Annotated in this window: 23 protein-coding genes and 2 tRNA genes; 13 read left to right on the plus strand and 12 right to left on the minus strand. The window is 43.8% G+C overall.

The genetic code is table 11. The features are described from left to right. Positions 1-111: 111 nt before the first annotated feature. From G460_RS22605 to galE, 6 genes are all read right to left on the minus strand, one after another. Positions 112-1,098 (minus strand): FecR family protein, encoded by a 987-nt coding sequence (locus tag G460_RS22605; protein ID WP_157366875.1) that lies wholly within the window; start codon positions 1,096-1,098, stop codon positions 112-114. An 81-nt stretch (positions 1,099-1,179) separates the two neighbouring features. After that, positions 1,180-1,740, minus strand: a complete 561-nt coding sequence (locus G460_RS0106170; RefSeq protein WP_035464047.1) for an RNA polymerase sigma factor — start codon at positions 1,738-1,740, stop codon at positions 1,180-1,182. Positions 1,741-1,953: 213 nt separating this feature from the next. Beyond that, positions 1,954-2,205: a GIY-YIG nuclease family protein gene (locus G460_RS0106175; RefSeq protein WP_026954539.1), complete on the minus strand. Its 252-nt coding sequence runs from the start codon at positions 2,203-2,205 to the stop codon at positions 1,954-1,956. 47 nt (positions 2,206-2,252) lie between these two features. Continuing rightward, positions 2,253-2,326, minus strand: a tRNA-Asp gene (locus tag G460_RS0106180). 149 nt (positions 2,327-2,475) lie between these two features. Next, positions 2,476-2,549 (minus strand) — tRNA-Asp (locus G460_RS0106185). A gap of 407 nt (positions 2,550-2,956) precedes the next feature. After that, the gene (gene galE / locus G460_RS0106195) at positions 2,957-3,967 is read right to left on the minus strand and encodes a UDP-glucose 4-epimerase GalE (protein WP_026954540.1); all 1,011 of its coding nucleotides are present in this window, start codon (positions 3,965-3,967) and stop codon (positions 2,957-2,959) included. Positions 3,968-4,298: 331 nt separating this feature from the next. On the opposite strand from galE, the gene G460_RS0106200 reads away from it, so the two are divergent. The 3 genes from G460_RS0106200 to G460_RS0106210 all read left to right on the plus strand — a co-directional run bounded on the left by G460_RS0106200 (position 4,299) and on the right by G460_RS0106210 (position 7,716). After that, positions 4,299-5,918 carry an ABC-F family ATP-binding cassette domain-containing protein gene (locus G460_RS0106200; protein WP_026954541.1) on the plus strand — a complete coding sequence of 540 codons (1,620 nt, stop codon included), beginning with the start codon at positions 4,299-4,301 and terminating at the stop codon, positions 5,916-5,918. A gap of 113 nt (positions 5,919-6,031) precedes the next feature. Beyond that, positions 6,032-7,213 (plus strand): class I SAM-dependent rRNA methyltransferase, encoded by a 1,182-nt coding sequence (locus tag G460_RS0106205; protein WP_026954542.1) that lies wholly within the window; start codon positions 6,032-6,034, stop codon positions 7,211-7,213. A gap of 68 nt (positions 7,214-7,281) precedes the next feature. Beyond that, on the plus strand, positions 7,282-7,716 hold the full coding sequence (locus G460_RS0106210; protein ID WP_026954543.1) for a hypothetical protein: 435 nt from the start codon (positions 7,282-7,284) through the stop codon (positions 7,714-7,716). A gap of 102 nt (positions 7,717-7,818) precedes the next feature. Here the strand turns inward: G460_RS0106210 and G460_RS0106215 are convergent, their stop codons facing one another. From G460_RS0106215 to rsmA, 5 genes are all read right to left on the minus strand, one after another. Then, positions 7,819-8,211 carry an HIT family protein gene (locus tag G460_RS0106215; protein WP_026954544.1) on the minus strand — a complete coding sequence of 131 codons (393 nt, stop codon included), beginning with the start codon at positions 8,209-8,211 and terminating at the stop codon, positions 7,819-7,821. A gap of 62 nt (positions 8,212-8,273) precedes the next feature. Then, positions 8,274-8,747: a transcription elongation factor GreA gene (gene greA / locus G460_RS0106220; RefSeq protein ID WP_026954545.1), complete on the minus strand. Its 474-nt coding sequence runs from the start codon at positions 8,745-8,747 to the stop codon at positions 8,274-8,276. 161 nt (positions 8,748-8,908) lie between these two features. Next, complete coding sequence (locus tag G460_RS0106225; RefSeq protein ID WP_026954546.1) at positions 8,909-9,838, minus strand: 2-hydroxyacid dehydrogenase; 930 nt, start codon at positions 9,836-9,838, stop codon at positions 8,909-8,911. A gap of 6 nt (positions 9,839-9,844) precedes the next feature. After that, positions 9,845-11,212 (minus strand): magnesium transporter, encoded by a 1,368-nt coding sequence (gene mgtE / locus G460_RS0106230; RefSeq protein ID WP_026954547.1) that lies wholly within the window; start codon positions 11,210-11,212, stop codon positions 9,845-9,847. After that, a complete protein-coding gene (rsmA, locus tag G460_RS0106235; protein ID WP_026954548.1) occupies positions 11,199-11,984 on the minus strand; it encodes a 16S rRNA (adenine(1518)-N(6)/adenine(1519)-N(6))-dimethyltransferase RsmA in 786 nt (261 codons plus the stop codon). Before rsmA ends, mgtE begins: the two co-directional genes overlap by 14 nt. A gap of 103 nt (positions 11,985-12,087) precedes the next feature. Between rsmA and pdxA the strand changes: the two genes are divergently transcribed. The 7 genes from pdxA to accC all read left to right on the plus strand — a co-directional run bounded on the left by pdxA (position 12,088) and on the right by accC (position 17,728). Next, on the plus strand, positions 12,088-13,110 hold the full coding sequence (gene pdxA, locus G460_RS0106240) for a 4-hydroxythreonine-4-phosphate dehydrogenase PdxA (RefSeq protein ID WP_026954549.1): 1,023 nt from the start codon (positions 12,088-12,090) through the stop codon (positions 13,108-13,110). A gap of 94 nt (positions 13,111-13,204) precedes the next feature. Then, positions 13,205-13,768, plus strand: a complete 564-nt coding sequence (locus G460_RS0106245; RefSeq protein ID WP_026954550.1) for a YceD family protein — start codon at positions 13,205-13,207, stop codon at positions 13,766-13,768. A 25-nt stretch (positions 13,769-13,793) separates the two neighbouring features. Beyond that, positions 13,794-13,985, plus strand: a complete 192-nt coding sequence (rpmF, locus tag G460_RS0106250) for a 50S ribosomal protein L32 (RefSeq protein ID WP_008201274.1) — start codon at positions 13,794-13,796, stop codon at positions 13,983-13,985. Between the two features lie 220 nt (positions 13,986-14,205). Further along, entirely contained in the window at positions 14,206-15,204 is a 999-nt protein-coding gene (locus tag G460_RS0106255; protein ID WP_026954551.1) for a beta-ketoacyl-ACP synthase III, read from the plus strand. A 24-nt stretch (positions 15,205-15,228) separates the two neighbouring features. Beyond that, on the plus strand, positions 15,229-15,792 hold the full coding sequence (efp, locus tag G460_RS0106260) for an elongation factor P (RefSeq protein ID WP_026954552.1): 564 nt from the start codon (positions 15,229-15,231) through the stop codon (positions 15,790-15,792). 85 nt (positions 15,793-15,877) lie between these two features. After that, positions 15,878-16,354: an acetyl-CoA carboxylase biotin carboxyl carrier protein gene (gene accB / locus G460_RS0106265; protein ID WP_026954553.1), complete on the plus strand. Its 477-nt coding sequence runs from the start codon at positions 15,878-15,880 to the stop codon at positions 16,352-16,354. A 24-nt stretch (positions 16,355-16,378) separates the two neighbouring features. Beyond that, the gene (gene accC / locus G460_RS0106270) at positions 16,379-17,728 is read left to right on the plus strand and encodes an acetyl-CoA carboxylase biotin carboxylase subunit (protein WP_026954554.1); all 1,350 of its coding nucleotides are present in this window, start codon (positions 16,379-16,381) and stop codon (positions 17,726-17,728) included. 179 nt (positions 17,729-17,907) lie between these two features. On the opposite strand, the gene G460_RS0106275 is transcribed toward accC, so the two are convergent. Continuing rightward, positions 17,908-18,372, minus strand: a complete 465-nt coding sequence (locus tag G460_RS0106275) for a hypothetical protein (RefSeq protein ID WP_026954555.1) — start codon at positions 18,370-18,372, stop codon at positions 17,908-17,910. Between the two features lie 137 nt (positions 18,373-18,509). Here G460_RS0106275 and G460_RS0106280 point away from each other — a divergent pair, with 137 nt between their 5' ends. Genes G460_RS0106280 through G460_RS0106290 form a run of 3 tightly spaced genes read left to right on the plus strand, consistent with a single transcriptional unit; the run spans position 18,510 to position 24,411 of the window. After that, positions 18,510-20,825 (plus strand): PSD1 and planctomycete cytochrome C domain-containing protein, encoded by a 2,316-nt coding sequence (locus G460_RS0106280; RefSeq protein WP_026954556.1) that lies wholly within the window; start codon positions 18,510-18,512, stop codon positions 20,823-20,825. 2 nt (positions 20,826-20,827) lie between these two features. Continuing rightward, on the plus strand, positions 20,828-22,282 hold the full coding sequence (locus G460_RS0106285; RefSeq protein WP_026954557.1) for a DUF1501 domain-containing protein: 1,455 nt from the start codon (positions 20,828-20,830) through the stop codon (positions 22,280-22,282). A gap of 2 nt (positions 22,283-22,284) precedes the next feature. Continuing rightward, positions 22,285-24,411, plus strand: a complete 2,127-nt coding sequence (locus tag G460_RS0106290; protein ID WP_026954558.1) for a c-type cytochrome domain-containing protein — start codon at positions 22,285-22,287, stop codon at positions 24,409-24,411. Positions 24,412-24,413: the final 2 nt, after the last annotated feature.

Raw genomic sequence — 24,413 nt, forward strand, 5'->3', positions numbered from 1 at the left:
TTATTCTAATACATCTGGGACTTGTCCCGGGTCTAGGTCGGCTTGTTGGCGCAAGCCGACCTTCTTTTTTTAAAAGGATAGAAAGGGTCTGTTTACATAAGTTGAGTTTTATTATCGACAGGATTTAAAATCAATTACTATGGAACCATCCTCCTGCATTTCATAACTGAAATCAGCCAATAGCTGAAGGTTGGAAAGAATAAACTGCAAGCCATTATTCTCAAAAGAAGCTCGAATCAGACAACCCTGATTTTTATAATTTCTCAGGTCAATCTCAGCGTGGTAATACTGCTCCAGCCGGTCAACTACCTTGTCAAAAGGAAGCATTTCAAAATTCAATGAGCCAGAAGTCCATGCGATTATAGAAGTAGCGTCAACTTGATTTTTGAACAATTGTCCCTGTCCAATCATCAAAGTGGCCGACTCATTGGGACTGAGATAGAGTTCCCCATTTGTATCAGATTGAAGTGCCACCTGAACTTTCCCCGTATTTACCGTGATGACCTCCTCTTGCCCCGAATAAGCATTTACATTAAATGAAGTTCCCAAAACCCTCGTCTCAAGATTCTCTGTCACTACGATGAATGGCATAGAATCCAAATGGACCACTTCAAAAAAACCTTCTCCTTCTAGCTGTACTCTCCTTTCATCTCCCTCAAATTTTTCAGGGAATCTCAATTTCGAATTCACATTAAGATAGGCGACAGAGCCATCCGGAAGTACCACTTTGGCACGTTGGTTATTTTGTGTAGATTTTTCAATGAGCGCTAGTTGAGCCGGCTTTTCCATTACATAATTGAGAGCAATCATTGCCCCCATGGCAAAAAACAAGAAGACAGCGGCGATTTGTCTCCAATAGTTAAATGAGAAAGAACGCCCTTTACGCGCCTCCAGCTTTATACTTTGATCTATTTTACCCTTAATCTGGGCTTTCAAATGCTCCTCCTTTGTAGCCGACCAGGAATACTCTGAGCCTTTTTGCTCTATGCTTCTCCAAATCCTAGCTATCTGCTGATTCTCTGAGGGACTTGTTCTTCCCTCTGCCTGCTTTTGGAGTAGTGTTTCAAAAGTCTCCTTATCTAGTTTCGATCTGTTCATCACAGGACAGTATCTAGATCTATCTCAACTACTCATTCAAAAAATCAGACTTAACCGAAGCTTAAAAATTACTAGGGATTATTAACCTAATACTAACATTAGCAAAAAATAAAAGCCCAAATCAGCCCTCAAAGCCCGCATTGCTTTTTGAATTTGATTTTCAACTGTTCTAGGAGAAAGGTCCAAACTAAGGGCTATCTCCTTAGTTGAAAAACCTTCTTTCTTATGAAGCTTAAATACTTCCTTACACCTAGGTGGAAGTTTTTCTATACTTTCTTCCACTCTTTGCAAAAGATCTTCCCGTGAAAAATCCAGAGCTTCCTCCTCATAAGGAATTTCATCAATACCCAAGTCTTCCAGATCAACCTTCCACTTTTGATTTCGGATGATCCTAGCCACCTGATATTTCACAGCTCTAAAAAGATATCCGGATATATGCTGAATTTCTTTCGTTGGAGCGTTTTCCCACAGCTGAATAAATACATCCTGAACTACATCTTCTGCCTGCTCTTGATCTTGAAGTAACTTAAAAGCGTATTGAAAGAGCCTTTTCCAATACCTATCAAACAAAAGATCAAAAGACTGATGATCAGCACCTCTGACTTTGAGATAGAGTATATCATCGGAGAATTTCTGAATCATAGTGGATTGGGGTTGCCCAAAATAAGGCAATTCTTATGAGTCAGGGATGAATTCTAGATTAAGGAAAAATGAAGTTGGATCCAGGTAGGATTGTAGCCCTAGCCGAAAAACAAAAAAGCCCCGAATTACTTCAGGACTTAAAGCGGAACGGACGGGACTCGCCCCGATTGCTATCGCGGGCCGCGACCTTCCCGATGAATCGGGACAAGCATTCTAACCAACTGAACCCTCAATAAGGTTGGTGATATAAACCTTACTTTTTTGTCTTTTGATTTCATTTTCACGGCTGATAGCCTTTGCTTTAGTTTCATACTCCTCGACATAAACCAATTTCCAAGGTTTCTTTTTGGAAGTATATCCAGTGTTTGAGGAATTATGCTTTAACAGGCGGCTCTGAGGATCATGAGAATATCCTATGTAATAGGAACCATCAAGCAAACTTTGAAGAATATAAACGTAGTACATAGGAAAAATCAAAAAAAAAGCCACCTAGAAAAACTAAGTGGCTAAAGCGGAACGGACGGGACTCGAACCCGCGACCTCCTGCGTGACAGGCAGGCATTCTAACCAGCTGAACTACCGCTCCTAATGGAGTAAACAAAACATTCTTCGGAACAAACAGGACTCGAACTAACAACTTTCCCGATAAATCGGGACAAGCATTCTAACCAGCTGAACTACTGTTCCAAAATTATAATATGTCACTAATTGATGAACTTTTTCATCAAAATTATGCGGAACGGACGGGACTCGAACCCGCGACCTCCTGCGTGACAGGCAGGCATTCTAACCAGCTGAACTACCGCTCCTAATGGTATATTTCAATATTATTCTTTGAATCGAACAGGACTCGAACTAGCAACCTTCCCGATATATCGGGACAAGCATTCAAACCAGCTGAACTACCGCTCCAAAATTTTAATATGTCACTAATTGATGAACTTTTTCATCAAACTTTTCGAAACAAATGCGACTCTAACCAGCGACCTTCCCGATGTATCGGGACAAGCATTCTAACCAGCTGAACTACCGCTCCTTTTTTGAAGATCTCTTGTGACCTCCGTTTTAAGTGATGCAAAGGTATGCTTTTGATCTTTGAATGCAAAAAGCTGAGAGAAAAAATCTTCGACACTTTTCTATTCACTTCTTTTTCAGGGAAATAATTTTCGCACTTCTATCACTCCCAATCCCTTCTAACGAAACATTCCCCCTCTTTTCAGGAAAGACTCTTTTGCCAATTCCAGCTATCCCGCATAGAATCCTCCAGCGAATGACTAGGCTGCCAATGAAGCACCTCATTGATCTTTTTAGTATCCGCAAAGATCTTCTCAATGTCTCCAGGGCGTCTCTTCCCTACCTGATAGTTAAGCTCTAATTCATTTACTTTTTCGAAAGTTTTGATTACTCCTAGCACGGTATCTCCCTTGCCTGTCCCCACATTGAACACATCATAGAAGTCCAAATCCTGCTTTGAAAGATACTCCAAGGCTTTCATATGTGCATCTGCCAAATCCATCACGTGAATAAAATCACGCACACATGATCCGTCTGCTGTATCGTAATCATCCCCAAACACCGTTAATTTTTCCCGAATACCAGCGGCAGTTTGAGTAATATAAGGCACGAGATTGTTAGGAGTACCATTGGGCAACTCGCCGATTTTGGCACTTGCATGCGCCCCTACTGGATTGAAGTAGCGGAGGGCAATTGCTCGCATTCCCGGTTTGCTTTTAATGAAATCTACCAAGATGTCCTCACAGATTTTTTTGGAATTGCCATAAGGACTTTCAGCCTCCTGTCTTGGTGTCTCTTCGGTCACTGGCAATATCTCAGGCTGACCATAGACTGTGCAAGATGAGGAAAACACAATATCTTTGATCCCCTTCTCCTGCATGAAATCCAACAATACCAGTAAAGAACCAATATTGTTTCGATAATACTTTAGAGGAAACTGAGTGCTTTCACCAACAGCCTTGTACGCCGCAAAATGAATCACTCCACTGATTTCATGATCTTGAGCTATCTGCTCATAGATAGCTCTATCATTGCAGTCGCCTTTGTAAAACACCGGCTTTTCACCGATAATCTCCTCCAACCGGTCTAATACCTGTTCACTGGAGTTAGAAAGGTCATCCAAAATAATGGGCTGCAAACCAGCCTCTGCCAACACTACTGCGGTATGGGAACCGATATACCCAGCCCCTCCCGTAATCAATATTTTCTTCATGCTCATGGTAAAAATTCTGAGCTAGCAAAACTATCCAAAAAATCGATCGAGCAGAATAAATCCACAACTCAATTTCAGCAAATTGGAGAAATCGGTCAACACCAGTCACACTCATCTACTCACAGGAATTTCAGCAATGATTTGAATTTAATAGACACATATTTAAACCATAACCTTACTTAAACAAAGTATTTAGACTGTAAAACAAATAGTTATCGACTATCAAGTAAACATTTGAATCAATTAGCAAGCAGGTATTTTCCAAAGCAAAGAATCTTCATTGAATAATTAAATCCCTATCTTTGCCGCTTCAAAAAAAGCCAAGAAATACATGATCTCTGTAGATAATCTTTCCCTCAAATTTGGAAAAAGAACCCTTTTTGAAGATGTCAATCTGAAGTTTACCCCCGGCAACTGCTATGGTGTAATCGGTGCCAATGGAGCTGGAAAATCTACCTTTTTGAAAATCCTATCCGGTGAAATCGACAGCACTTCTGGATCAATCAATATCACACCAGGTCAAAGAATGGCCGTTTTGAGCCAAAACCACTTCGCTTTTGATGAAGTGGAAGTCCTTAAGACAGTGTTGATGGGTCACAAAACTCTGTATGCCATCATGGAGGAAAAGGATGCGATCTACATGAAGCCGGACTTTTCTGAAGAAGATGGACTAAGAGCTTCTGAACTGGAAGCTGAGTTTGCTGAAATGGATGGTTGGAATGCTGAGTCCGATGCTGCCGCCCTACTTTCAGGTTTGGGCATTACGGAAGATCTCCATTATCAGCCGATGAAAAATCTGGCTGGTAATCAAAAAGTACGTGTGCTCTTAGCTCAAGCACTTTTTGGCAATCCTGATATCCTAATTCTCGATGAACCTACCAATGACTTGGATTCTGAGACCATTGCATGGCTGGAGGATTTCTTGGTCAACTTCAAAAACTTGGTAATTGTCGTTTCGCACGACCGTCACTTCCTAGATTCAGTTTCCACACACATCGTGGATATTGACTTTGGTAAAATCAAAATTTACTCAGGTAACTATACCTTTTGGTACGAGTCTTCTCAGCTTGCTTTGAAACAAAGGTCCGATCAGAACAAGAAAGCTGAAGAGAAAAGAAAAGAATTGCAGGAGTTCATCGCTCGATTCTCTGCCAACGTGGCCAAGTCCAAGCAAGCTACGGCTCGGAAAAAAATGCTCGAAAAACTTAATGTGGATGACATTGAGCCGTCTTCTAGAAAATACCCGGGCATCATGTTCAAGCCAGAGCGTGAGGCTGGTGATCAGATCTTTATGACTGAAAACCTAGAATTGAAGGCAGATGGAGTTACTTATTTCACCGATGTCAACCTGATGGTCGACAAAGGCGATAAAATTGCATTCATCTCCAAAACCAAGCAGGCAGTCAATAAGTTTTTCCAAACGATCATGGAGGAAATCCCTGCTACCGATGGTTCTCTAAAGTGGGGAGTGACGATCAACAAGGCTTATTTGCCAAACGATAACTCGGCCTATTTCAACTCAGATCTCAATCTAATCGACTGGTTGAGACAGTACTCCAGCAATCAAGAAGAAGCCTATGTCCGTACTTTCTTGGGCAGAATGCTTTTCACGGGAGAAGAGACTTTCAAAAAATGTACAGTCCTTTCCGGAGGTGAAAAAGTTCGCTGCATGATCTCCAAGATGATGCTCCAAAACCCAAATCTTTTGGTAATGGATGAGCCGACCAACCACCTGGATCTAGAATCTATCACTGCTTTTAACAATGCTGTGATCGAATTCCCAGGCACTGTCTTAATGTCTTCATATGACCACGCTTTTGTGCAGACTTCGGTGAATAGAATTATTGAATTCACTCCAAATGGCACGATCGATAGAAGAATGCCATACGACGACTACTTGGAGAGCGAAGAAATAAAAGCACTTCGTGACCAAATGTATGGCAATAGCTAAGGTCCATTCAACTTGGCATTGCGTGAAAACAGCTACAACTTGCCTGTGATAGACCTCAATAAAACTGCGAAGCGGGATCTAATCCCGCTTTTTCTTTCTCCAATCACATTCTTATGAACTATCCTAAAATCATACTGAAAAAAGGAAAAGAAATCTCACTTTTCCGCAAACATCACTGGGTTTTCTCAGGAGCAATAGCACAGATGGATGCTGATCTGGAAGCTGGCCAACTTGTATCGGTATTCTCCCAAAAAGGCGATTTTCTAGGAACAGGTCATTTTGCACATGGCTCTATCATGGTCAGAATTATCACATTTGACCAAGAGGAGATAGATCAAAGTTTTTGGAATAAAAGAATCCAAAATGCCTTCGAAGTGAGAAAGGCCTTGAATTTGACCGACAACACTGAGACCAACGTCTACCGGTTGATACATGGAGAAGGCGATTTACTTCCGGGATTGATTGTAGACTTCTACAATGGCACAGCTGTAATCCAAGCCCATCATGTAGGCATGCATGCCCACATTCAGGAAATCGCCACTGCAATTCAATCGGTGTATGGTGAAAACCTATCGGGAGTCTTTGACAAAAGTTCAGAAACTCTTCCAAAAAATCTGGGAATTGCGTCCAATGAGTGGATCCTAGGTTCGCCTCAGACAGACTTAGTTCGGGAATATGGTGCCACATACAAAATCGACTGGGAAAAAGGCCAAAAAACCGGTTTTTTCATCGATCAGAGAGAAAACCGAAAATTACTGGCATCCTTCTCCAAAGGCAAGAAAGTGCTGAATACTTTCTGCTACTCAGGAGGCTTTTCAGTCTTGGCACTTTTGGAAGGAGCCAAAGAAGTACATTCAGTGGATATTTCACCTAAAGCCATTGATTTGACTGAGGAAAACATATCGCTTAACTCTGAAATCACAGGAAAGCATGAATCCAAAGTTGCTGATGTGGTCAAATACATCCGTGAAATCGGAGATGACTATGACGTGATTGTGCTGGACCCTCCAGCATTTGCAAAAAACCTGAAAGCGAGACACAATGCCGTTCAAGCTTATAAAAGACTGAATGTAGAGGCATTGAAAAAAATCAAGCCGGGTGGCGTACTTTTCACTTTTTCGTGCAGTCAAGTGGTAGACAAAGCATTGTTCAGAAATACCATCACTGCCGCTGCTCTAGAATCAGGACGAAGGGTCAAAATCCTTCATCAACTCAGCCAGCCAGCAGATCATCCAGTCAATATCTATCATCCTGAAACTGAATATCTGAAAGGTCTCGTACTTTTCGTCGACTAAAAATCACTTAAATTCCCAAGGTGAATCGGCTCTTTTGCCTTATTTTCACCGCATCAATCCATTCAAACATGTATACAGGAATCCAACATCTGCACTCCGGTCTTGCCTATTTGGCATTGATCGCACTTATCATCGTCATAGTGGTCATGCTGATCGGCTCGCTGACCGGTAAAGAATTTACCGAAAAAGACCGTAAAATCGCTTTGATTGCCTTTGTGCTTTCACACATCCAATTGTTGGTAGGTTTGGTTCTATATTTCCTGAGCCCGATCGGTCTGAGCTTGCTTCAGGCAGGCGGCGCAATGTCTGACCCTGTCGCTCGACTCACTGCTTTGGAGCATCCACTGATGAATATTATTGCCATTGCATTGATCACTGTTGGCTACAGCAGAGCTAAAAAATTAAGTACTTCCAAAGCCAAATTCAGATCCATCTACATGATGTATGCGATCGGATTGGTGTTGATCTTGAGTAGAATCCCTTGGGGAAACTGGTTAGGCTAAGAGTCCTACAACCACACGATATCAAAAAATCCGGAGCTGCTCATCAACTCCGGATTTTCCTTTTTAGCTTCTTGAATCCCGATTCTTTCTTCTTTTCGCTATTCAAAATCCGCTTTGGATAGTTTCTGCTATTTCGGCCAATTCCTCATTGCTAAGCTTCAGCTTGGGACGAGTAAAGTTGATATCATCCATCGTGCGCAACGGAACCAAATGGACATGCACATGAGGCACTTCCAAACCGATCACAGCTACTCCCACTCTGGTGCACTTGATCGTTTGATCGATGGCCCGAGCCACTTTTTGAGAAAAAAGAGTCAAGCCTGAGAGCACTTCTGGCTCCAGGTCAAAGATGTAGTCTACCTCTTGCTTGGGAACCACAAGGACATGCCCTTTGACCAAAGGCATAATGTCCAAAAATGCGATGTAGTTTTCGTCCTCAGCCACGATGTGACCGGGAATTTCCCGATTGATAATTTTCGTAAAGATGCTTGCCATAATGCCCGAAAATAAAAAAATCCCGGCGAAAACCGGGATTCCAATGAATTAAATAATCAGGATCAGTAAGTGATTTCCAGTACTTCAAATTGAAGCTTACCTGCTGGAGCATTGATCTCAGCTATCTCCCCTACTGTCTTCCCTACCAGTCCTTTTCCAAATGGTGAAGCCAAAGAAATCTTACCTGCTTTAAGGTCAGCTTCTTCTTCGGACACCAAAGTATACGCGACTGTCATTCCGTTTTTCACATTTTTGATTTTGACCGTGCTGAGGATCCCCACTTTGGACTGATCCAACTGAGAATTATCCAATACACGAGCATTTCCTACCACAGCTTCCAATTTGGCAATCTTCAACTCCAAAAGCCCCTGAGCATCTTTGGCAGCATCGTATTCGGCATTTTCAGACAAGTCTCCCTTGTCTCTAGCCTCTGCGATCTGCTTGGCGATATCCGCTCTCCCCTTGGTCTTCATCTCGTGAAGTTCCTCCTTCAGCTTCTTCAAGCCCTCTTCGGTATAGTATTGTACTTTTGACATAATGGTTATTTGTTAGTAGGCACAAAAAACAAAGTAACGGTCACATGTGTGAGACCGTTACTTTGTTTCTTGCTTGTATTTGTTAGGCAAAAATAGAAATATTCGGATCATAAAGCAAAAAAGCGGGGAAAATATAGCCCCCCTTCAATGCATTGATACTCTTAGAGAAAGGCTTTTTTGATGCTTTTGACTAATACCTGATTGATCTTTTCATATGATTCAAATGTCCACCCTGCAACATGTGGACTAAACAATACATTGTCCCGATCAGCTAACTTTTCGAAAGCTGCTTTTTGCGCCGCATCAAACTTCTGAAACTTTTCGTTTTCGAGCACATCCAGCACCGCACCTCGCAAGATTCCTTCGTCCAAAGCTCTGTTCAATGTATCAAAGTTGATCACTTCTCCCCGAGCTGTATTGATCAACCAAAATGGCTTCGCAAAGCTTTTCAATTCCTCATAGGTGAAAAAATTGCGAGTTTCCGGAGTCAATGGCACATGGATACTGAGTACGTCAGCTTCTGCCTTTACCTTTTCCCAAATCACCTCCTTGACTGAATCATCCTCAAAGTCCCTCTTATACTTGTCATACGCCATTACTTCCACTCCAAAGCCCTTGAGTCTCTTGGCAAAGGATTTTCCCATGTTGCCATATCCCATGATCCCCACGGTTTTGCCTTTCAGCTCATGCCCTCGATTGCCCTCTCGATCCCAGATACCTTTCCGTACCTCTGAATCAGCTTTGACAATCTGATTGAATAGAGCCAGTAGGCCACCTATCGCATGCTCGGCTACGGCATCTCTATTTCCTTTGGCAGCATGAAAAAGTTTGACCCCCTTTTGCTCCAGATATTCGAGATCGATCTGATCCAAGCCGGCACCTGCCCGCGCGATAAACTTCAATTGGGTAGCCTTCTCGAGCAGCTCCCGATTCATAGGGGTTTTGGATCGGATTACAAGCCCCTCATAGTTTTGGACTTTTTGCAAAATCTCCTCTCGGGTGATTTTAGGCTCATAATCTACCTGATGTCCTTCTTTGGCCAGGAGATCGACGATGCTCAAATGCATCTCATCAATGATCAGAATTTTCATGATTACTTATAAGTTCAACAACAGCATCGCTACTCCAAAATAGACAGCGAGCCCCAAAAGGTCATTGGTAGTAGTGATAAAAGGTCCTGAAGCGATGGCGGGATTGATCCCGAATCGATTTAAAACCAATGGTGTGACCGTCCCCATAAAAGAAGCCAACAACACTACGCAGAAAAGAGCCACACCGATCGTGACACCGAATATAGGCTCGAAACCATACAGGAATACTACCACCAAAAAAACAAAAGCTCCCAACACCAAGCCATTGATCAAGGCTATCATCAAACCTTTGAAAAAACGCTGCAACGGCGTATCATCAAACACGGACTTGGTAGCCAGAGACTGTACTATCAGCGAACTGGCCTGAATCCCTACATTTCCTCCGGTCGCAGCTACTAAGGGAATAAAAGACGCCAAAGCCAAATATTTGTTCAAACCACCTTCAAAGAACCCGATGATCTTAGCTCCCATCAATCCACCCATCACCCCGATCAGAAGCCAGGGCAACCGGGCTTTGGTAATCATAAAAATAGAGTCAGACTCCTCAATATCTCCCGAAATACCAGCCATAGCTTGGATATCCTCATCAGCCTCTTCCTGCACTACGTCCAAGATATCATCGACAGTGATCCTTCCCACCAATTTGTTCTTGGCATTGATCACAGGGACAGACTCTAGGTCATACTTCCGCATGATCCCGGCCACCTCTTCCTGATCCATATAGGTAGGTACAGAGATCACTTCCTCCTCATAGATATCCTCTATTTTGGTATTTTCATTGGCAAGGATGATTCTTTTCAAAGACACTCTTCCCAGCAGCTGCTGTCGATTATTGACTACGTAGATTGAAAATATCTTTTCCACATTCTCTGCCTGTCGCCTGATCTCATTGATAGTCTGTACGACATTCCAGTTTTTATTGGCACGGATAAATTCCTTGGCCATGATCCCCCCTGCGGTGTCTTCATCATAGCGAAGCAATTCGAGGATCTGCTCTGATTTCAGCTTGTCCTGAAAATAGGAGATCACTTCCTCTCTCTCCCGCTCCCCGAGCAACTTGAGCATATCCGCCCCATCATCGGAGTCCATCAGCTCGATATAGCTCGCTATTTCAGGTTCAGAAAATTCCTTGAGAACTCTAAAAAGTGTGTTGTCATCAAGCTCGATAAGAATATCGGCAGCCGTCTGAGAAGGCAAAGCTCTCAGAACATAGATGGACTCCTCCATCGAAAGCTCATCCAATACAGCCGCAATATCGGCTACATTGATCCCTTCCATGGTCTCCTGGATAAAATCCAGGTTTTGAGACTCGATCGCCTGCTGGAGGCTTTCTAGGTACTCTTTCGAAAGTTCAAATTGCTTAATGATTTCCACGAGAAGCGTCGATTTCTTGGGTTAAAAACACAAAATCTGCTACATCCAACTGCTCTGCTCTTTTGTCCAGCATCGGGTGTGCTTTCAGATCATCCGGGAGCTGAAACGACTTGAGTGAGTTGCGCAGAGTTTTCCTGCGGTTTCCAAAACCAGCCTTGACCACCTGAAAAAACAAGCGCTCATTGCAGTCTAGTTTTTGAGTTTCATTTCTGGTCAGTCGGATTACCCCTGAGTTCACTTTAGGGGGAGGATTGAAAACTCCGGGAGGCACGGTAAATAGGTACTCAATATCATAATAGGCCTGCAGGAGGACAGAAAGTATCCCATAGTCTTTGTTTCCTTTGGGTGAGGCGATCCGCTGCGCCACTTCTTTTTGCAGCATGCAGACTACCTCGGTCACTTTATCTCTTTCTTCCAAAACACGGAAAAATATCTGGGAGGAAATATTGTAAGGAAAATTCCCTGCAATGGCATACTTCTCGGGCAAGACGGCCGAAAAGTTCTCCTTCAAATAGTCTCCTTCAATGATTTTGGACTGAAGCTGGGGATATTTTTGGTGCAGATAAGCAATCGACTCAGTATCAATATCTATGAGATACAAGTCCTGTGGATTATTCAGCAGGAAATCAGTCAATACGCCCATTCCTGGACCTATCTCCAAGACACAGTTTACCTCTCCATGACCTTTGACTGCCAGAGCTATTCGCTCAGCAATGCTCAAATCAGTCAAAAAATGTTGGCCCAGATGTTTTTTGGGTCTGACGTTTTGCATCGGATAGCTCAGATTATTTTTTATAACTTGCGCCTAAAATTAAGACAATATTCCTAAAGGCCTAAGTCCCTAAGCAGGGCCTTTTTTTAAACCTTCGTTTTTTATGAGTGTAAGAAATCAAAAACCAATCATCGGGATCAGTATAGGAGATGTCAATGGGATCGGTGTGGAAGTGACATTGAAAGCCCTGATGGACAATCGAACTCATAAAAACTTCACTCCGCTGATCTATGGACATGGCAAAGCCCTGAGCTATTATAGAAAGGCATTGGGGTTGGAAGATTTTAATTTTGTTCAGATCAGATCTCTGGACGAAATCCAATACAAACGCGTCAATGTCATCAATGCGCAGGAAGAATGCCCTGAAATCATACCTGGTGTAGAAACGCAGGAAGCAGGAAAACTCGCTTTGGAATCTCTCAAAATGGCAGTAGCTGATCTCAAGGATGAAAAAATCCAAGCACTAGTCACTGCCCCTCTCAATAAAAGTAACATCAACTCGGACGATTTTCACTTTGTAGGTCATACCGAGTTTTTGACAGGAGCAGTGGGTGCCAAAAACAGCCTCATGTTTATGGTTGCTGAGCAGCTACGCGTCGGCTTGGTCACAGGACACATTCCATTGGCCAAAGTCGCAAAAGCAGTTACTACCCAGAAAATCAAAGAAAAAGCAAACCTGATGCTCCAAAGCCTTGAAAAGGATTTTGGTATAGCCAAACCCCGAGTCGCTATTTTGGGACTCAATCCACACGCAGGAGAAGAGGGACTCTTGGGAGAGGAAGAAGCACAGGTGATCCGTCCGGCTATCAATGAACTCAAGGAGCAGGGCAAGCTCGTCTTTGGCCCCTACCCTTCAGATGGATTCTTCGGCATGATGCACCAGAGCAAGTTTGACGGCATCTTGGCGATGTACCATGATCAAGGACTGATACCTTTCAAGTCCCTGGCCTTTGACAATGGCGTGAATTTCACCGCTGGATTGCCTGTCATCCGCACATCACCAGACCATGGCACCGCTTATAATATCGCAGGAAAAGGCCTTGCGGATGAAGGTTCGATGCGTGCTGCCATCTTTTTGGCTGCCGATATCGTACAACATAAAGAATCACTACTGGAGGAAATTTGATTTTTGTAGAGAAAACCAAATAATATTTCCCTTAGTATTTCACAAAAAATAAAATTATGTCTATTTTTGCGGTCTTAAATCAGAAGGAGGAATCGTGAAACTCTTGAGAAGCTTTGATATTGAGATAATTAAGTTCAAAGAAGGAATTCACGAAATTGAATTTCTGATAGATGATCAGTTCTTTGGACTATTCGAGGACAATGACCTGGTCGAAAAAGGCAACTTGACCACAAGGGTCACGATGCACAAAGGAGCCAATCTTATTGAGATGGAATTTGATATTTCTGGCACTGTCCGGCTCACCTGTGACAGAAGTCTGAAAGAATTTGACCATCCACTGGAGATCCATGAGGAGATCCTCTTCAAATATGGCTCTGAGGAAACAGAAATCGACGAAAACATCTACATGATCACCCGGGACACCCCTAAGATCAATGTAGCTCAGTTGATTTATGAATTTATCCTATTGGGGCTTCCTGCCAAAAAAATCCATCCAGATCACAAAAATGAATTGGATGATGATGAGGATGAGGCACAAGGGCTTTATGTCTACATCGATGGTGAGGCAGGTCAGGAAGAAGATATCCAAGAGGAGGAAAATGAAGAAAACAAACCGGTAGATCCCAGATGGGAAATGCTGAAAAATTTAAAAAAATAAAGAGAAATCATAAACCACACATAAAATGGCACATCCTAAACGCAAAATTTCGAAAACCAGAAGAGATAAAAGAAGAACTCATTACAAGTTGGAGGCTCCTGGTTTGGCTAAATGTCCTACTACTGGCGAAATGCACCTTCCGCACAGAGCTTTCTGGTTGGACGGTAAATTGTACTACAAAGGACAGGTAATTATCGAAAAAGAAGTTTTGGCTTAATCCAAATCTTTCCATTATACAAAAATCCATTCCACTATCGGAATGGATTTTTTGTTTCCATGCATTTCAATCCCCAAAGCATCAAGCACTTACCCAATGACAGGGTGATTAATTTTGGTGGTAAGAAGCAATTGTAATATTTTTGACATTCCTTAGTAAAACCTTACAACCTAAGATAGACAAAGACAGATCTCCTCGTCTTTGAAATAAAAAAAATCTAATGGACAAAATCAGAGCCATGATCACCGGGATTCAGGGGTATGTCCCCGAGTACCGATTGACCAACAAAGAACTTGAAACGCTGGTAGAAACCAACGACGAATGGATCACTTCACGTACCGGCATCAAGGAAAGAAGAATTCTCAAAGGAGAAAATCAAGGAACCTCCGTTTTGGGAGCTGAAGCAGTCAAAGGGCTGCTCGAAAAAACCAACACAGACCCTCTGGATGTAGATCTGATCATCTGCGCCACAGTCACTCCCGACATGCCATTCCCGGCTACAGCCAATATCATCGCTGACAAAGTCGGAGCCAAAAACAGCTATAGTTTTGATATCTCGGCAGCTTGCTCGGGATTTTTATATGCCTTGCAGATGGGATCCCAGTTTATACAGACTGGATCACACAAAAAAGTCATTGTCATCGGAGCCGACAAGATGTCCTCCATCATCGATTACAAAGACAGAACTACCTGCATACTCTTTGGGGATGGCGCTGGAGCAGTCATGCTGGAGCCTACCACTGAAGAACTTGGAGTGATGGATGCCATCCTCAAATCTGATGGATCTGGAGCTCCTTACCTTCACATGAAAGCCGGAGGTAGCCGCAAACCAGCCACTCATCAAACTGTAGAAGCCAGAGAACACTTTGCCTACCAAGAAGGATCTACTGTGTTTAAGTTTGCAGTGACCAACATGGCAGATGTCAGTGCAGAAGTGATGGAGCGAAACAATCTTTCCGGCGATGATGTCGCTTGGCTGGTTCCTCATCAGGCTAACAAGCGGATCATTGATGCCACTGCCAATAGAATGGGCGTGGGTCCTGAGAAGGTCATGATGAATATAGAAAACTATGGCAATACCACTGCAGGCACAATCCCTCTTTGCCTCTGGGACTATGAGTCTCAGTTGAAAAAAGGAGACAACCTGATTCTGGCAGCCTTTGGAGGTGGTTTCACCTGGGGATCTGTCTACCTCAAGTGGGGCTATGACCCAAAATAATTAGTCAATAAACTATCAAAACATATGGCAAGTACTGCAGATTTTAAAAATGGCCTTTGCCTGGAAATGAACAACGACATCTGGTCGATTGTCGATTTCCAGCACGTAAAGCCAGGAAAAGGAGCTGCTTTTGTGCGGACAAAACTGAAAAGTTTGACATCTGGCAAGACATTGGACAAGACATTCAATGCCGGAGAAAAAGTAACTACTGCAAGAGTAGAGAAAAGACCTCATCAGTTTCTATACAAAGATGACATGGGATACCATTTCATGGACACCAATACCTTCGAGCAGATCATGATCGAAGAGAAACTGATCGAACGATACAATTTGCTCAAAGACGGGCAACTCGTAGATATCATGGTGCATGACGAGACAGAAACTCCCCTTGCGGTGGAGCTTCCACCTTTTGTCGAACTGATGATCACCTACACGGAGCCTGGTATCAAAGGTGATACGGCTACCAATGCGCTAAAACCAGCTACTGTCGAAACTGGTGCTACGGTCATGGTTCCACTTTTTGTGGATCAGGATATCATGATCAAAGTAGATACACGTGACGGATCCTATTCCGAGCGAGTGAAGTAAGTGAAGGCTGCGCCCCTGATGGGTAGTGCGGCTTTATTGTTTCAAACCCAACCTTGGCACAAAAGCCAATCAAAACTAGAATCTTATGAAAGCAAAAGAAATCCAGGAATTGATCGATTATATCTCAAATTCCGGTCTGGCTGAAGTAAAAATCAAAACAGAGGAATTTGAACTTTCCATCAAAAAATATTCAGAGGCACCTCAGGTGAAAATGATAGAAGCGGCTCCTGCCCCAGTGGCAGCTCCAGCTCCTAGTCCTGCGCCAGCTCCGGCACCGGCTGTAGAAGCAGCTCCGGCTCCAGCAGCGAGCAATGCCAATCTGGTAGAGATCAAGTCCCCAATGATCGGTACATTCTATATGACTCCCAACCCAGATGCACCTGCATTTGTAAGCGAAGGAGACAGCATCAAAGCTGGTCAGACTGTATGTATCATCGAGGCGATGAAGCTTTTCAACGAAATCGAATCTGAAATTTCAGGAAAAATTGTAAAAATCTTGGTTGCCAATGCCACTCCTGTAGAATACGATCAACCATTGTTCTTGGTAGATCCAGCAGGTTAATTTTTCACCCAAAATCATATTGCTGTGTTTAACAAAATACTGATAGCAAACCGAGGAGAAATCGCCCTGAGAGTGATCCGTACCTGCAAGGAGATGGGGATCAAGACAGTGGCCGTTTACTCTACTGCTGACAAAGATTCTCTCCACGTCCGCTTTGCGGATGAGGCTGTATGCATCGGTCCAGCACCGAGCCGAGAATCCTACCTCAACATCCCACGCATCATCGCTGCTGCAGAAATCACCAATGCCGATGCGATTCATCCAGGCTATGGATTCCTTTCAGAAAATGCTGAGTTTTCCAGAATCTGTGATGAATACGGAATCAAATTCATCGGTGCATCTCCGGATATGATTGGCAAAATGGGCGACAAGGCAACTGCCAAAGCTACCATGAAAGCTGCCGGAGTACCGACTATTCCAGGTTCTGAAGGTCTGCTTGACTCTGTAGAGCAAGGTCTCAAGCTCGCCAATGAAATGGGCTACCCCGTCATCCTCAAAGCTACCGCAGGTGGCGGTGGACGAGGGATGAGAATCGTCAAAGAAGACAAAGACTTCAAAAAAGCATGGGATGATGCCAAAATGGAATCCGGTGCCGCTTTTGGAAACGACGGACTTTATCTTGAGAAATTTGTCGAGGAACCAAGACACATCGAAATCCAAGTAGTAGGAGATAGCAATGGCAAAGCCTGCCACCTTTCTGAAAGAGACTGCTCCATTCAGAGAAGACACCAGAAATTGGTAGAGGAGACTCCATCTCCTTTTATCACCGAAGAGCTTCGTGAAGCCATGGGCAAAGCTGCCATCAAAGGCGCTGAAGCTATCGGATACGAAGGAGCTGGTACCATTGAATTTTTGGTGGATAAGGATCGCAACTTCTATTTCATGGAAATGAATACGCGAATTCAAGTAGAGCATCCTATCACCGAAGAAGTCACTGATTTTGACCTCATCAAAGAGCAGATCAAAGTCGCGGCAGGTGAAAAAATATCCGGCAAAAACTACATCCCTAAGCTGTTTGCGATGGAATGCAGAATCAACGCCGAAGATCCAGCACATGGATTCCGACCTAGTCCAGGGAGAATAAACAACCTTCACATCCCTGGAGGACGAGGAGTCAGAGTCGACTCACACGTCTATGCAGGTTACGTCATTCCGCCAAACTATGACTCCATGATTGCCAAACTGATCGTCAGTGGACAATCAAGAGAGGAAGTCATCGTTAGAATGAAAAGAGCACTGGAGGAATTTGTCATCGACGGAATCAAAACTACGATTCCTTTCCACATTGCCTTATTGGAAAACGAACAGTTCAAAGAAGGAGATTTCACAACGAAGTTTTTGGAAACGTTTGACTTCTCAGTGATCAAAGGATAATCAGATCACCATCTGTCACAAAAGCTGCTTCATCACATGAAGCAGCTTTTTTTTTAACTACCGGCCCTATCTCGCTCTAGTCGATTCCCTAGTTGACGAAATGCATAAGAGGCAATCCGAGTACTACTATCCAATTCTGATAGACCTCGAGTTTCCATTATAATTTTAGAAGCTCAATATTAGTTACCATCAGGACCGACATGATTTATTAGAGTTGAGAGAACAATGATAATTGTTCCCAAAGCTACCCCTCCTCCTACTCCAGCAATCATAGCAACGGTAGCAGCAGGACTTTTTCGCTTTACATTGATGAAATCAATTTCAGCTAAGGGGATTTGAACTTTCTTGGGCTCAGCTAATTTTTTCCCTCTGTCTTTCCACATCTCACCCAAAACTAAATCTGAATCTACCCCACAATATTTCATCAATCGAATGCTTTGGTCTTTACCCACAATTTTGATTTCATCTCCAATCAGCAAATTTTGAAGGCCCGGCATTTTATCTGCCAGCTCAGGAGATTCTATTGAATAGTTTGGCTTTAAATTATTGGGATTGCGGTATGCTTTGCAAGAAAAAAGTAGAGTTGCCGATAATGACAGCAGCAAAATGGTTTGATTTTGAACCTTTGATTTGAAGATGTTCATTTCCCATTCAAATTAATATTAGTACAAATGCTCTAAATTCAACTCCAAACCTTTGGATCAAGGTCATTTTTTTTCTAAAATAGCCAGAACTTTAATAAAATTCTTCTTTAACTTAAGGATTCGAAATATTTACCCAAATGACCCTGTCCAAACGAAACATCTGGCTATTGCTATGCAGTATTCCTTTTTTTCTATCCTGTCAAGAAACCAAGGAATCGGAGCAATCCATCGCTGAAATAGATCAGGTCAGTTACAATTTTCATATTCGCCCCATCCTTTCTGACAAGTGTTTTGCATGTCACGGTCCTGATGCCAATAAGCGTGAGGCAGATTTGCGTCTGGATGTGGAGTCAGCGGCCTTTGCTGCACTGAAGGAAAACCCAAACAAATTTGCCATTGTAGCAGGCAAACCGATGGAATCAGAAGTATTCCATCGAATCATCTCCGAAGATCCGGGAGAATTGATGCCTCCCCTAGAGTCTAACCTCAAACTGAGTGAGTCGGAAATCGGTCTCATCAAAAAGTGGATTGAGCAAGGAGCCCAATACGAGCCACATTGGGCTTTTGTCAAACCTGAGAAAAGAGCAATACCCTCACAAGTAGATTGGGCGAGCAATGAAATAGATGCCTTTGCTTTTCAGAAAATGAAAGCGGTAGGCCTAGAACCAAATCCTGAAGCCAAACCCTATGAGCTGATCAAGCGAGCAAGTCTGGACCTAACTGGCCTGCCTCCCAGCCCGGAAATGCTGGAGAGATTTGGAGATTTTTCAGGAGATCATAGTTATGAGGAGCTGCTGGATGGACTACTGGATCAAAAAGCCTTCGGTGAAAAACTGGCCGTCCTATGGATGGACCTTTCACGCTATGCGGATAGCTATGGCTATCAGGACGACAATATTCGAAGCCAATGGCCCTATCGGGATTGGGTAATTCATGCTTTCAACAACAACCTTCCTTACGATCAATTTCTGACTTGGCAGATCGCCGGAGACTTACTTCCAGATGCCACCAAGGAGCAGATTCTGGCCACTGCTTTCAATAGAAATCATAAATACACAGAAGAAGGCGGAGTCATTGATGAAGAATATAGGATCGAATATGTGTTGGACAAAACCAACACCTTTTCTAAAGGTGTGCTGGGAATCACCATGGAATGTGCGCAATGCCATGATCACAAATACGATCCATTTTCTCAGAAAGAGTATTTTGAGTTTTTCGCTTTTTTCAACAATACTCCTGAAAAAGGCTACGAAGGTGATGTAAGTATTTCCAAACCAGCCAAAACCCCTGTGCTCTGGGTAGAGCGAGATGATCTTGACGGGATCTTGGATTTTATCAACTACTCCGACAGTACCAGGCTGAGTATCTCTGTCATGGGCGAACTGGACGAAGATGAAGCCCGCTCCACATACATTCTGGATAGAGGTGTCTATGACGCACCCTCTACGGAGGTATTTCCTTCCACACCAGAGTCCATCTTGGAATTCCCAGAATCCCTTCCCCAAAACAGACTAGGTCTGGCCCAGTGGACGACTTCCAAGGACAATCCGCTCACAGCCAGAGTTTTTGTCAATTTGATTTGGCAGGAAATTTTCGGAACAGGTATCGTCAAATCTGCTGGTGATTTTGGAATGCAGGGAGATCTCCCCTCCCATCCGGAGTTACTGGATTGGCTAGCAGTGGATTTTATGGAAAATGGCTGGGACATCAAGAGGCTCTATAAGCAAATCATGAGTTCCTCCACTTATCGGCAATCAGCCCATATTACCTCCGATCATCTTGAGACAGATCCAGCCAATGTCTATTTGGCTCGAGCTCCCCGACTGAGGCTTCCCGCGGAGAATGTACAAGATCTCGTACTTGCCAGCAGTGGCCTGTTGGTGCAGAAGGTAGGAGGCCCCAGTGTCAAAGGCTATCAACCAGAGGGCATTTGGGAAGCAGCGAGTTCCGGTAGAGGGGTGCTGGCCACCTATGTCCAAGACGAAGGTGAAAGTCTCTACAGAAGAGGATTGTACAATTTCATCAAGCTGACAGTACCACCGCCTAAAGCCATCATTTTTGACTCCAGCAACCGGGATCGATGCGAAATCACCCGAGGCAGGACCAACACTCCCTTGCAAGCACTGGTCATGATGAATGACCCCATGGTATTGGAAGCATCTCGCGTATTGGCGACATCACTATGGGACAAGCATGCCGACAGTCCTGACGCTATCAATGAAGCTTTTGTGAGGATTCTCTGCAGACCTATGAAGTCTGAAGAAAAAGACCTATTGGAAGAGTATTTCGAAGATCAGCTGGAGCGATTTGAATCACATCAAGATCAGGTAAAACCTACTCTGGAAGTGGGTGATTATCCTCTAGAAAACGAAGATATCAATCCCAAAACTGCCGCTTTGATGCAGGTCATCGTGAGTCTGTATAATTTGGAAGAAACTATAACCAAGATTTGAGTATGGAAAAGGAAATACTAGAACAGGGACTAAATCTGAATCGAAGAAAATTTCTTTCCCGCTTGAGTTTAGGTGTGGGAAGTGCGGCTTTGGGTTCGCTCTTGATCCCGGATTTGTTTTCGGGAAAAAGTGGCGCTGAAGAAGCGATGATGGCGGCATTGCCTCATTTTGCTCCCAAGGCTAAACGGGTTATTTATCTTTTCCAAAATGGGGCTCCATCCCAATTGGAATCCTTTGATTACAAACCCCTTTTGCAAAAAAGCTACGGCCAGGATTTGCCAGAATCTATCCGACAAGGTCAGCGTCTCACGGGGATGACTGCTGGACAGGACCGCTTTCCTTTGGTAGGATCCTATTATGACTTTCAGCAATACGGTGAAAGTCGAGCGTGGATCTCATCTCTTTTCCCCCATACGGCAAGTATCGTAGATGACATCTGCATCGTCAAATCCATGCATACCGAGGCTATCAACCATGATCCTGCATTGACATTTTTCCAAACAGGAGCTCAGGTAGGCAATCGTCCCAGCATGGGGAGTTGGCTGAGCTACGGTCTAGGAAGCGAAAACAGCAATTTACCTGCTTTCTGCGTACTCTTGAGCAGAGGCAAAGGAAACGGGCAGGGTGTCTACTCCAAACTCTGGAGCAATGGCTTCCTTGATGCGACACATCAGGGTGTTCAGTTTTCTAATTCTGATGACCCGGTGCTTTATCTCAAAGATCCGGAATCGATGAGCCGCAGTGAGCGTAGGAAAATGCTTGATCAGATCGCTGCCATGAATGACTTGAGTTATCGGGAATTCAACGACCCTGCAATCTCAGCCAAAGTTCAGCAATATGAAATGGCCTTCCGCATGCAGACCGCTGTCCCCGAGATGACCGACGTCTCCAAAGAGCCCGACTCTATCGTGAAATTATACGGACCTGACTGTCTCGTCCCTGGCACCTATGCAGCCAATTGCCTTTTGGCTAGAAAACTGTCAGAAAGCGGTGTAAGATTTGTCCAGCTCTATCATCAAGGCTGGGATCAGCATGGTAATTTGCCCAATGAAATGGCCCTTCAGGCAAAAGATGTCGATCAGGCTTCAGCTGCCTTGATCACAGATCTCAAACAACGTGGACTCCTAGATGAAACTCTCGTGATCTGGGGAGGAGAATTTGGCAGAACCAATTACTGCCAAGGCAATATCCAAGTGGATAATTATGGAAGGGATCACCATCCCAGAGCATTTTCTATCTGGATGGCCGGCGGCGGTGTCAAATCCGGTATGGTCTATGGCGAAACAGATGAATTTGGATACAACATCGTCAAAGATCCTGTCCATGTACACGACTTTCAGGCCACAGTCATGAATCTCATGGGAATAGACCATGAAAAGCTCACATACAAACATCTTGGAAGAAGATACCGACTGACCGACGTATCCGGACATGTCATTAAAGATTTGATTGCTTAGATATGCCCAATACGAGTTTCTTTCGCAATCTCCTTGAGAATTGCATCTTTGTCTTGGCGGGATTCAGTCTGATTTTGACCTTGGCTCCTGCTGACTTTCAGTTTCCTGAAATGCTCCAAGTGGCAGGAAGGGCCCATCCGCTTATCCTTCATTTCCCGATTGTCCTTCTACTGCTGGGAATAGTCTTTTTCTTTTTGCCCAGCTTCCGCAAAAATCAAGAAATCAGAGAAATCGGAGAGTTTACGTTTTTGATCGGTACCAATCTGGCAGGCCTTACGGTCATTGCTGGTCTGCTACTCGCACGGGAGGAATACGATGGAGAAGCTCTATTGCTGCATCAGTGGGCCGGATTGGGAGTTTTTGTCCTTGCTATACTGCTCTATTTTCTTCGAAGCAAGCAAGCTTCCATTCGTACCAGTCTGAGCCTACTAGTGACAGTAGGAATTGTTTTGACCGGGCATTGGGGAGCCAACCTGACTCATGGAGAAGATTTCTTATTGGCTCCTCTGAAGTCAGAGACGCAGGAACTCCCTACTCTGGCAGAGGCTGAAGTATTCCGGGATATGGTTCAACCGATTTTGGAATCAAAATGCATCTCTTGCCATAAAGAAGGGAAAATCAAAGGGGAACTTCGTCTGGACAGTCAAGAGGCTATCCAAAAAGGAGGGAAAACAGGCCCACTTTTTTTGGCGGGCAACCCTGAAAAATCAATCCTGATCGAGCGACTTCACTTGCCAGAGGATGATAAGAAACACATGCCTCCCAAAAACAAAAGCCAGCTTACCGACGATGAACTGATGATTATTCAAGCTTGGGTAGCTCAGGGAGGACATTTTGACCAGAAAGTAGAAGACTCAGCCCCGGAAAGTGAACTGTTTCAGTTTGCTTCACTTCGATTTGACAAAAACAAAAGCTACGATTTTGAGTCTGCAGATCCGGAAACGATCAAAGAACTCAACAATTTCTACAGGACGGTCCATCCGCTCTATCCCGGTTCTCCTGCTTTACTGGTTTCCTATTTTGGGATTGCGGCTTTTGATCCGGAGTCTCTCCAAGATCTCAAAGAAGTCAAGGAACAAGTGGTAGAAATCAACATGAATAAAATGCCCTTGCAAGACGTCGATTTGCTATTTCTGAAAGATTTCCCTCACTTGGAAAAATTAAGTTTGAATTTCACCGATTTGGGAAAAGATCAGATTCAGGCCATTTCTGAGATTCCCAACTTACTAGATTTGGCCCTTTCAGGAAACGAACTGGAGCAAGAAGATCTTCAACTTGTAGCTGGAATGAAAGGATTGCGCAACCTGTATCTCTGGCAAAAGAATCTGGACCAAACACAAAAAAATGATTTGACTCAAGCATTAACTGGCACCTCCATTGATTTTGGTTTTGACGGGAGTGGCATCAGCTATCAGCTCAACGCTCCTTCCATCAAGCAGGATAAAATCTTCTTTTCTGACAGTCTCAAAATAGAAATCAAGCATCCTATCCACACCACTGAGCTGCGTTATACACTGGATGGATCAGAGCCTGATAGTCTAACCTCTCCGATCTATGACTCACCTATCTGGATGCACACTTCTGGCAAACTACATGTAAGAGCTTTTGCTCAAGACTGGATCGGGTCACCAAGCAGCACTACCGTCTATATGAAGTCTGGTCTGAGTCCGCAGGATTATGAACTCTTGAGTCCGCCCAATGAGAGATACAAGGCTCAGGGAGCTCGGACACTTTTTGATCAAGTGAAGGGAAAAAACAACCATACATCAGGAGAATGGTTAGGCTATCAAGACAAAGACCTAACAGTGGAGTTTAGTGGAGCAGAGCTACAGCACATCCAGTCTATCGGCTTAAGTATGCTCTACCATGAAGGCGCATATATCTTCCCTCCCACCAGGGTCCAGATCCTTGCCAAAAGTCAAGGAAACTGGAATCTCTTGGTAGACGATCAACCTCAGACCTCAACGAGTATTCAGGAGATCCGCTCCGAATTGCTCCTCTACCCGGTCGAAAACAAGTCCTATGATCGGCTAAAAATTATCGTGACTCCAATTAAATCGCTTCCTTCTTGGCATCCGGGTGCCGGAGCCAAAGGATGGGTTTTTATGGATGAGGTTTTGTTGAATTGATG

The organism is Algoriphagus vanfongensis DSM 17529, from assembly GCF_000429465.1.
In the GTDB taxonomy this organism is placed as follows: domain Bacteria; phylum Bacteroidota; class Bacteroidia; order Cytophagales; family Cyclobacteriaceae; genus Algoriphagus; species Algoriphagus vanfongensis.

What these genes read in the sequence shown, in the direction of transcription:
- greA (WP_026954545.1), bottom strand. Translation starts at nt 8,747, where the DNA reads ATGTCAAAAGTACAATACTATACCGAAGAGGGCTTGAAGAAGCTGAAG.
- G460_RS0106200 (WP_026954541.1), top strand. Translation starts at nt 4,299, where the DNA reads ATGATCTCTGTAGATAATCTTTCCCTCAAATTTGGAAAAAGAACCCTT.
- G460_RS0106175 (WP_026954539.1), bottom strand. Translation starts at nt 2,205, where the DNA reads ATGTACTACGTTTATATTCTTCAAAGTTTGCTTGATGGTTCCTATTAC.
- G460_RS0106255 (WP_026954551.1), top strand. Translation starts at nt 14,206, where the DNA reads ATGGACAAAATCAGAGCCATGATCACCGGGATTCAGGGGTATGTCCCC.
- G460_RS22605 (WP_157366875.1), bottom strand. Translation starts at nt 1,098, where the DNA reads ATGAACAGATCGAAACTAGATAAGGAGACTTTTGAAACACTACTCCAA.
- G460_RS0106215 (WP_026954544.1), bottom strand. Translation starts at nt 8,211, where the DNA reads ATGGCAAGCATCTTTACGAAAATTATCAATCGGGAAATTCCCGGTCAC.
- G460_RS0106280 (WP_026954556.1), top strand. Translation starts at nt 18,510, where the DNA reads ATGACCCTGTCCAAACGAAACATCTGGCTATTGCTATGCAGTATTCCT.
- G460_RS0106290 (WP_026954558.1), top strand. Translation starts at nt 22,285, where the DNA reads ATGCCCAATACGAGTTTCTTTCGCAATCTCCTTGAGAATTGCATCTTT.
- G460_RS0106275 (WP_026954555.1), bottom strand. Translation starts at nt 18,372, where the DNA reads ATGAACATCTTCAAATCAAAGGTTCAAAATCAAACCATTTTGCTGCTG.
- G460_RS0106225 (WP_026954546.1), bottom strand. Translation starts at nt 9,838, where the DNA reads ATGAAAATTCTGATCATTGATGAGATGCATTTGAGCATCGTCGATCTC.
- galE (WP_026954540.1), bottom strand. Translation starts at nt 3,967, where the DNA reads ATGAAGAAAATATTGATTACGGGAGGGGCTGGGTATATCGGTTCCCAT.
- G460_RS0106170 (WP_035464047.1), bottom strand. Translation starts at nt 1,740, where the DNA reads ATGATTCAGAAATTCTCCGATGATATACTCTATCTCAAAGTCAGAGGT.
- G460_RS0106285 (WP_026954557.1), top strand. Translation starts at nt 20,828, where the DNA reads ATGGAAAAGGAAATACTAGAACAGGGACTAAATCTGAATCGAAGAAAA.
- rpmF (WP_008201274.1), top strand. Translation starts at nt 13,794, where the DNA reads ATGGCACATCCTAAACGCAAAATTTCGAAAACCAGAAGAGATAAAAGA.
- G460_RS0106205 (WP_026954542.1), top strand. Translation starts at nt 6,032, where the DNA reads ATGAACTATCCTAAAATCATACTGAAAAAAGGAAAAGAAATCTCACTT.
- accB (WP_026954553.1), top strand. Translation starts at nt 15,878, where the DNA reads ATGAAAGCAAAAGAAATCCAGGAATTGATCGATTATATCTCAAATTCC.
- G460_RS0106210 (WP_026954543.1), top strand. Translation starts at nt 7,282, where the DNA reads ATGTATACAGGAATCCAACATCTGCACTCCGGTCTTGCCTATTTGGCA.
- pdxA (WP_026954549.1), top strand. Translation starts at nt 12,088, where the DNA reads ATGAGTGTAAGAAATCAAAAACCAATCATCGGGATCAGTATAGGAGAT.
- rsmA (WP_026954548.1), bottom strand. Translation starts at nt 11,984, where the DNA reads ATGCAAAACGTCAGACCCAAAAAACATCTGGGCCAACATTTTTTGACT.
- efp (WP_026954552.1), top strand. Translation starts at nt 15,229, where the DNA reads ATGGCAAGTACTGCAGATTTTAAAAATGGCCTTTGCCTGGAAATGAAC.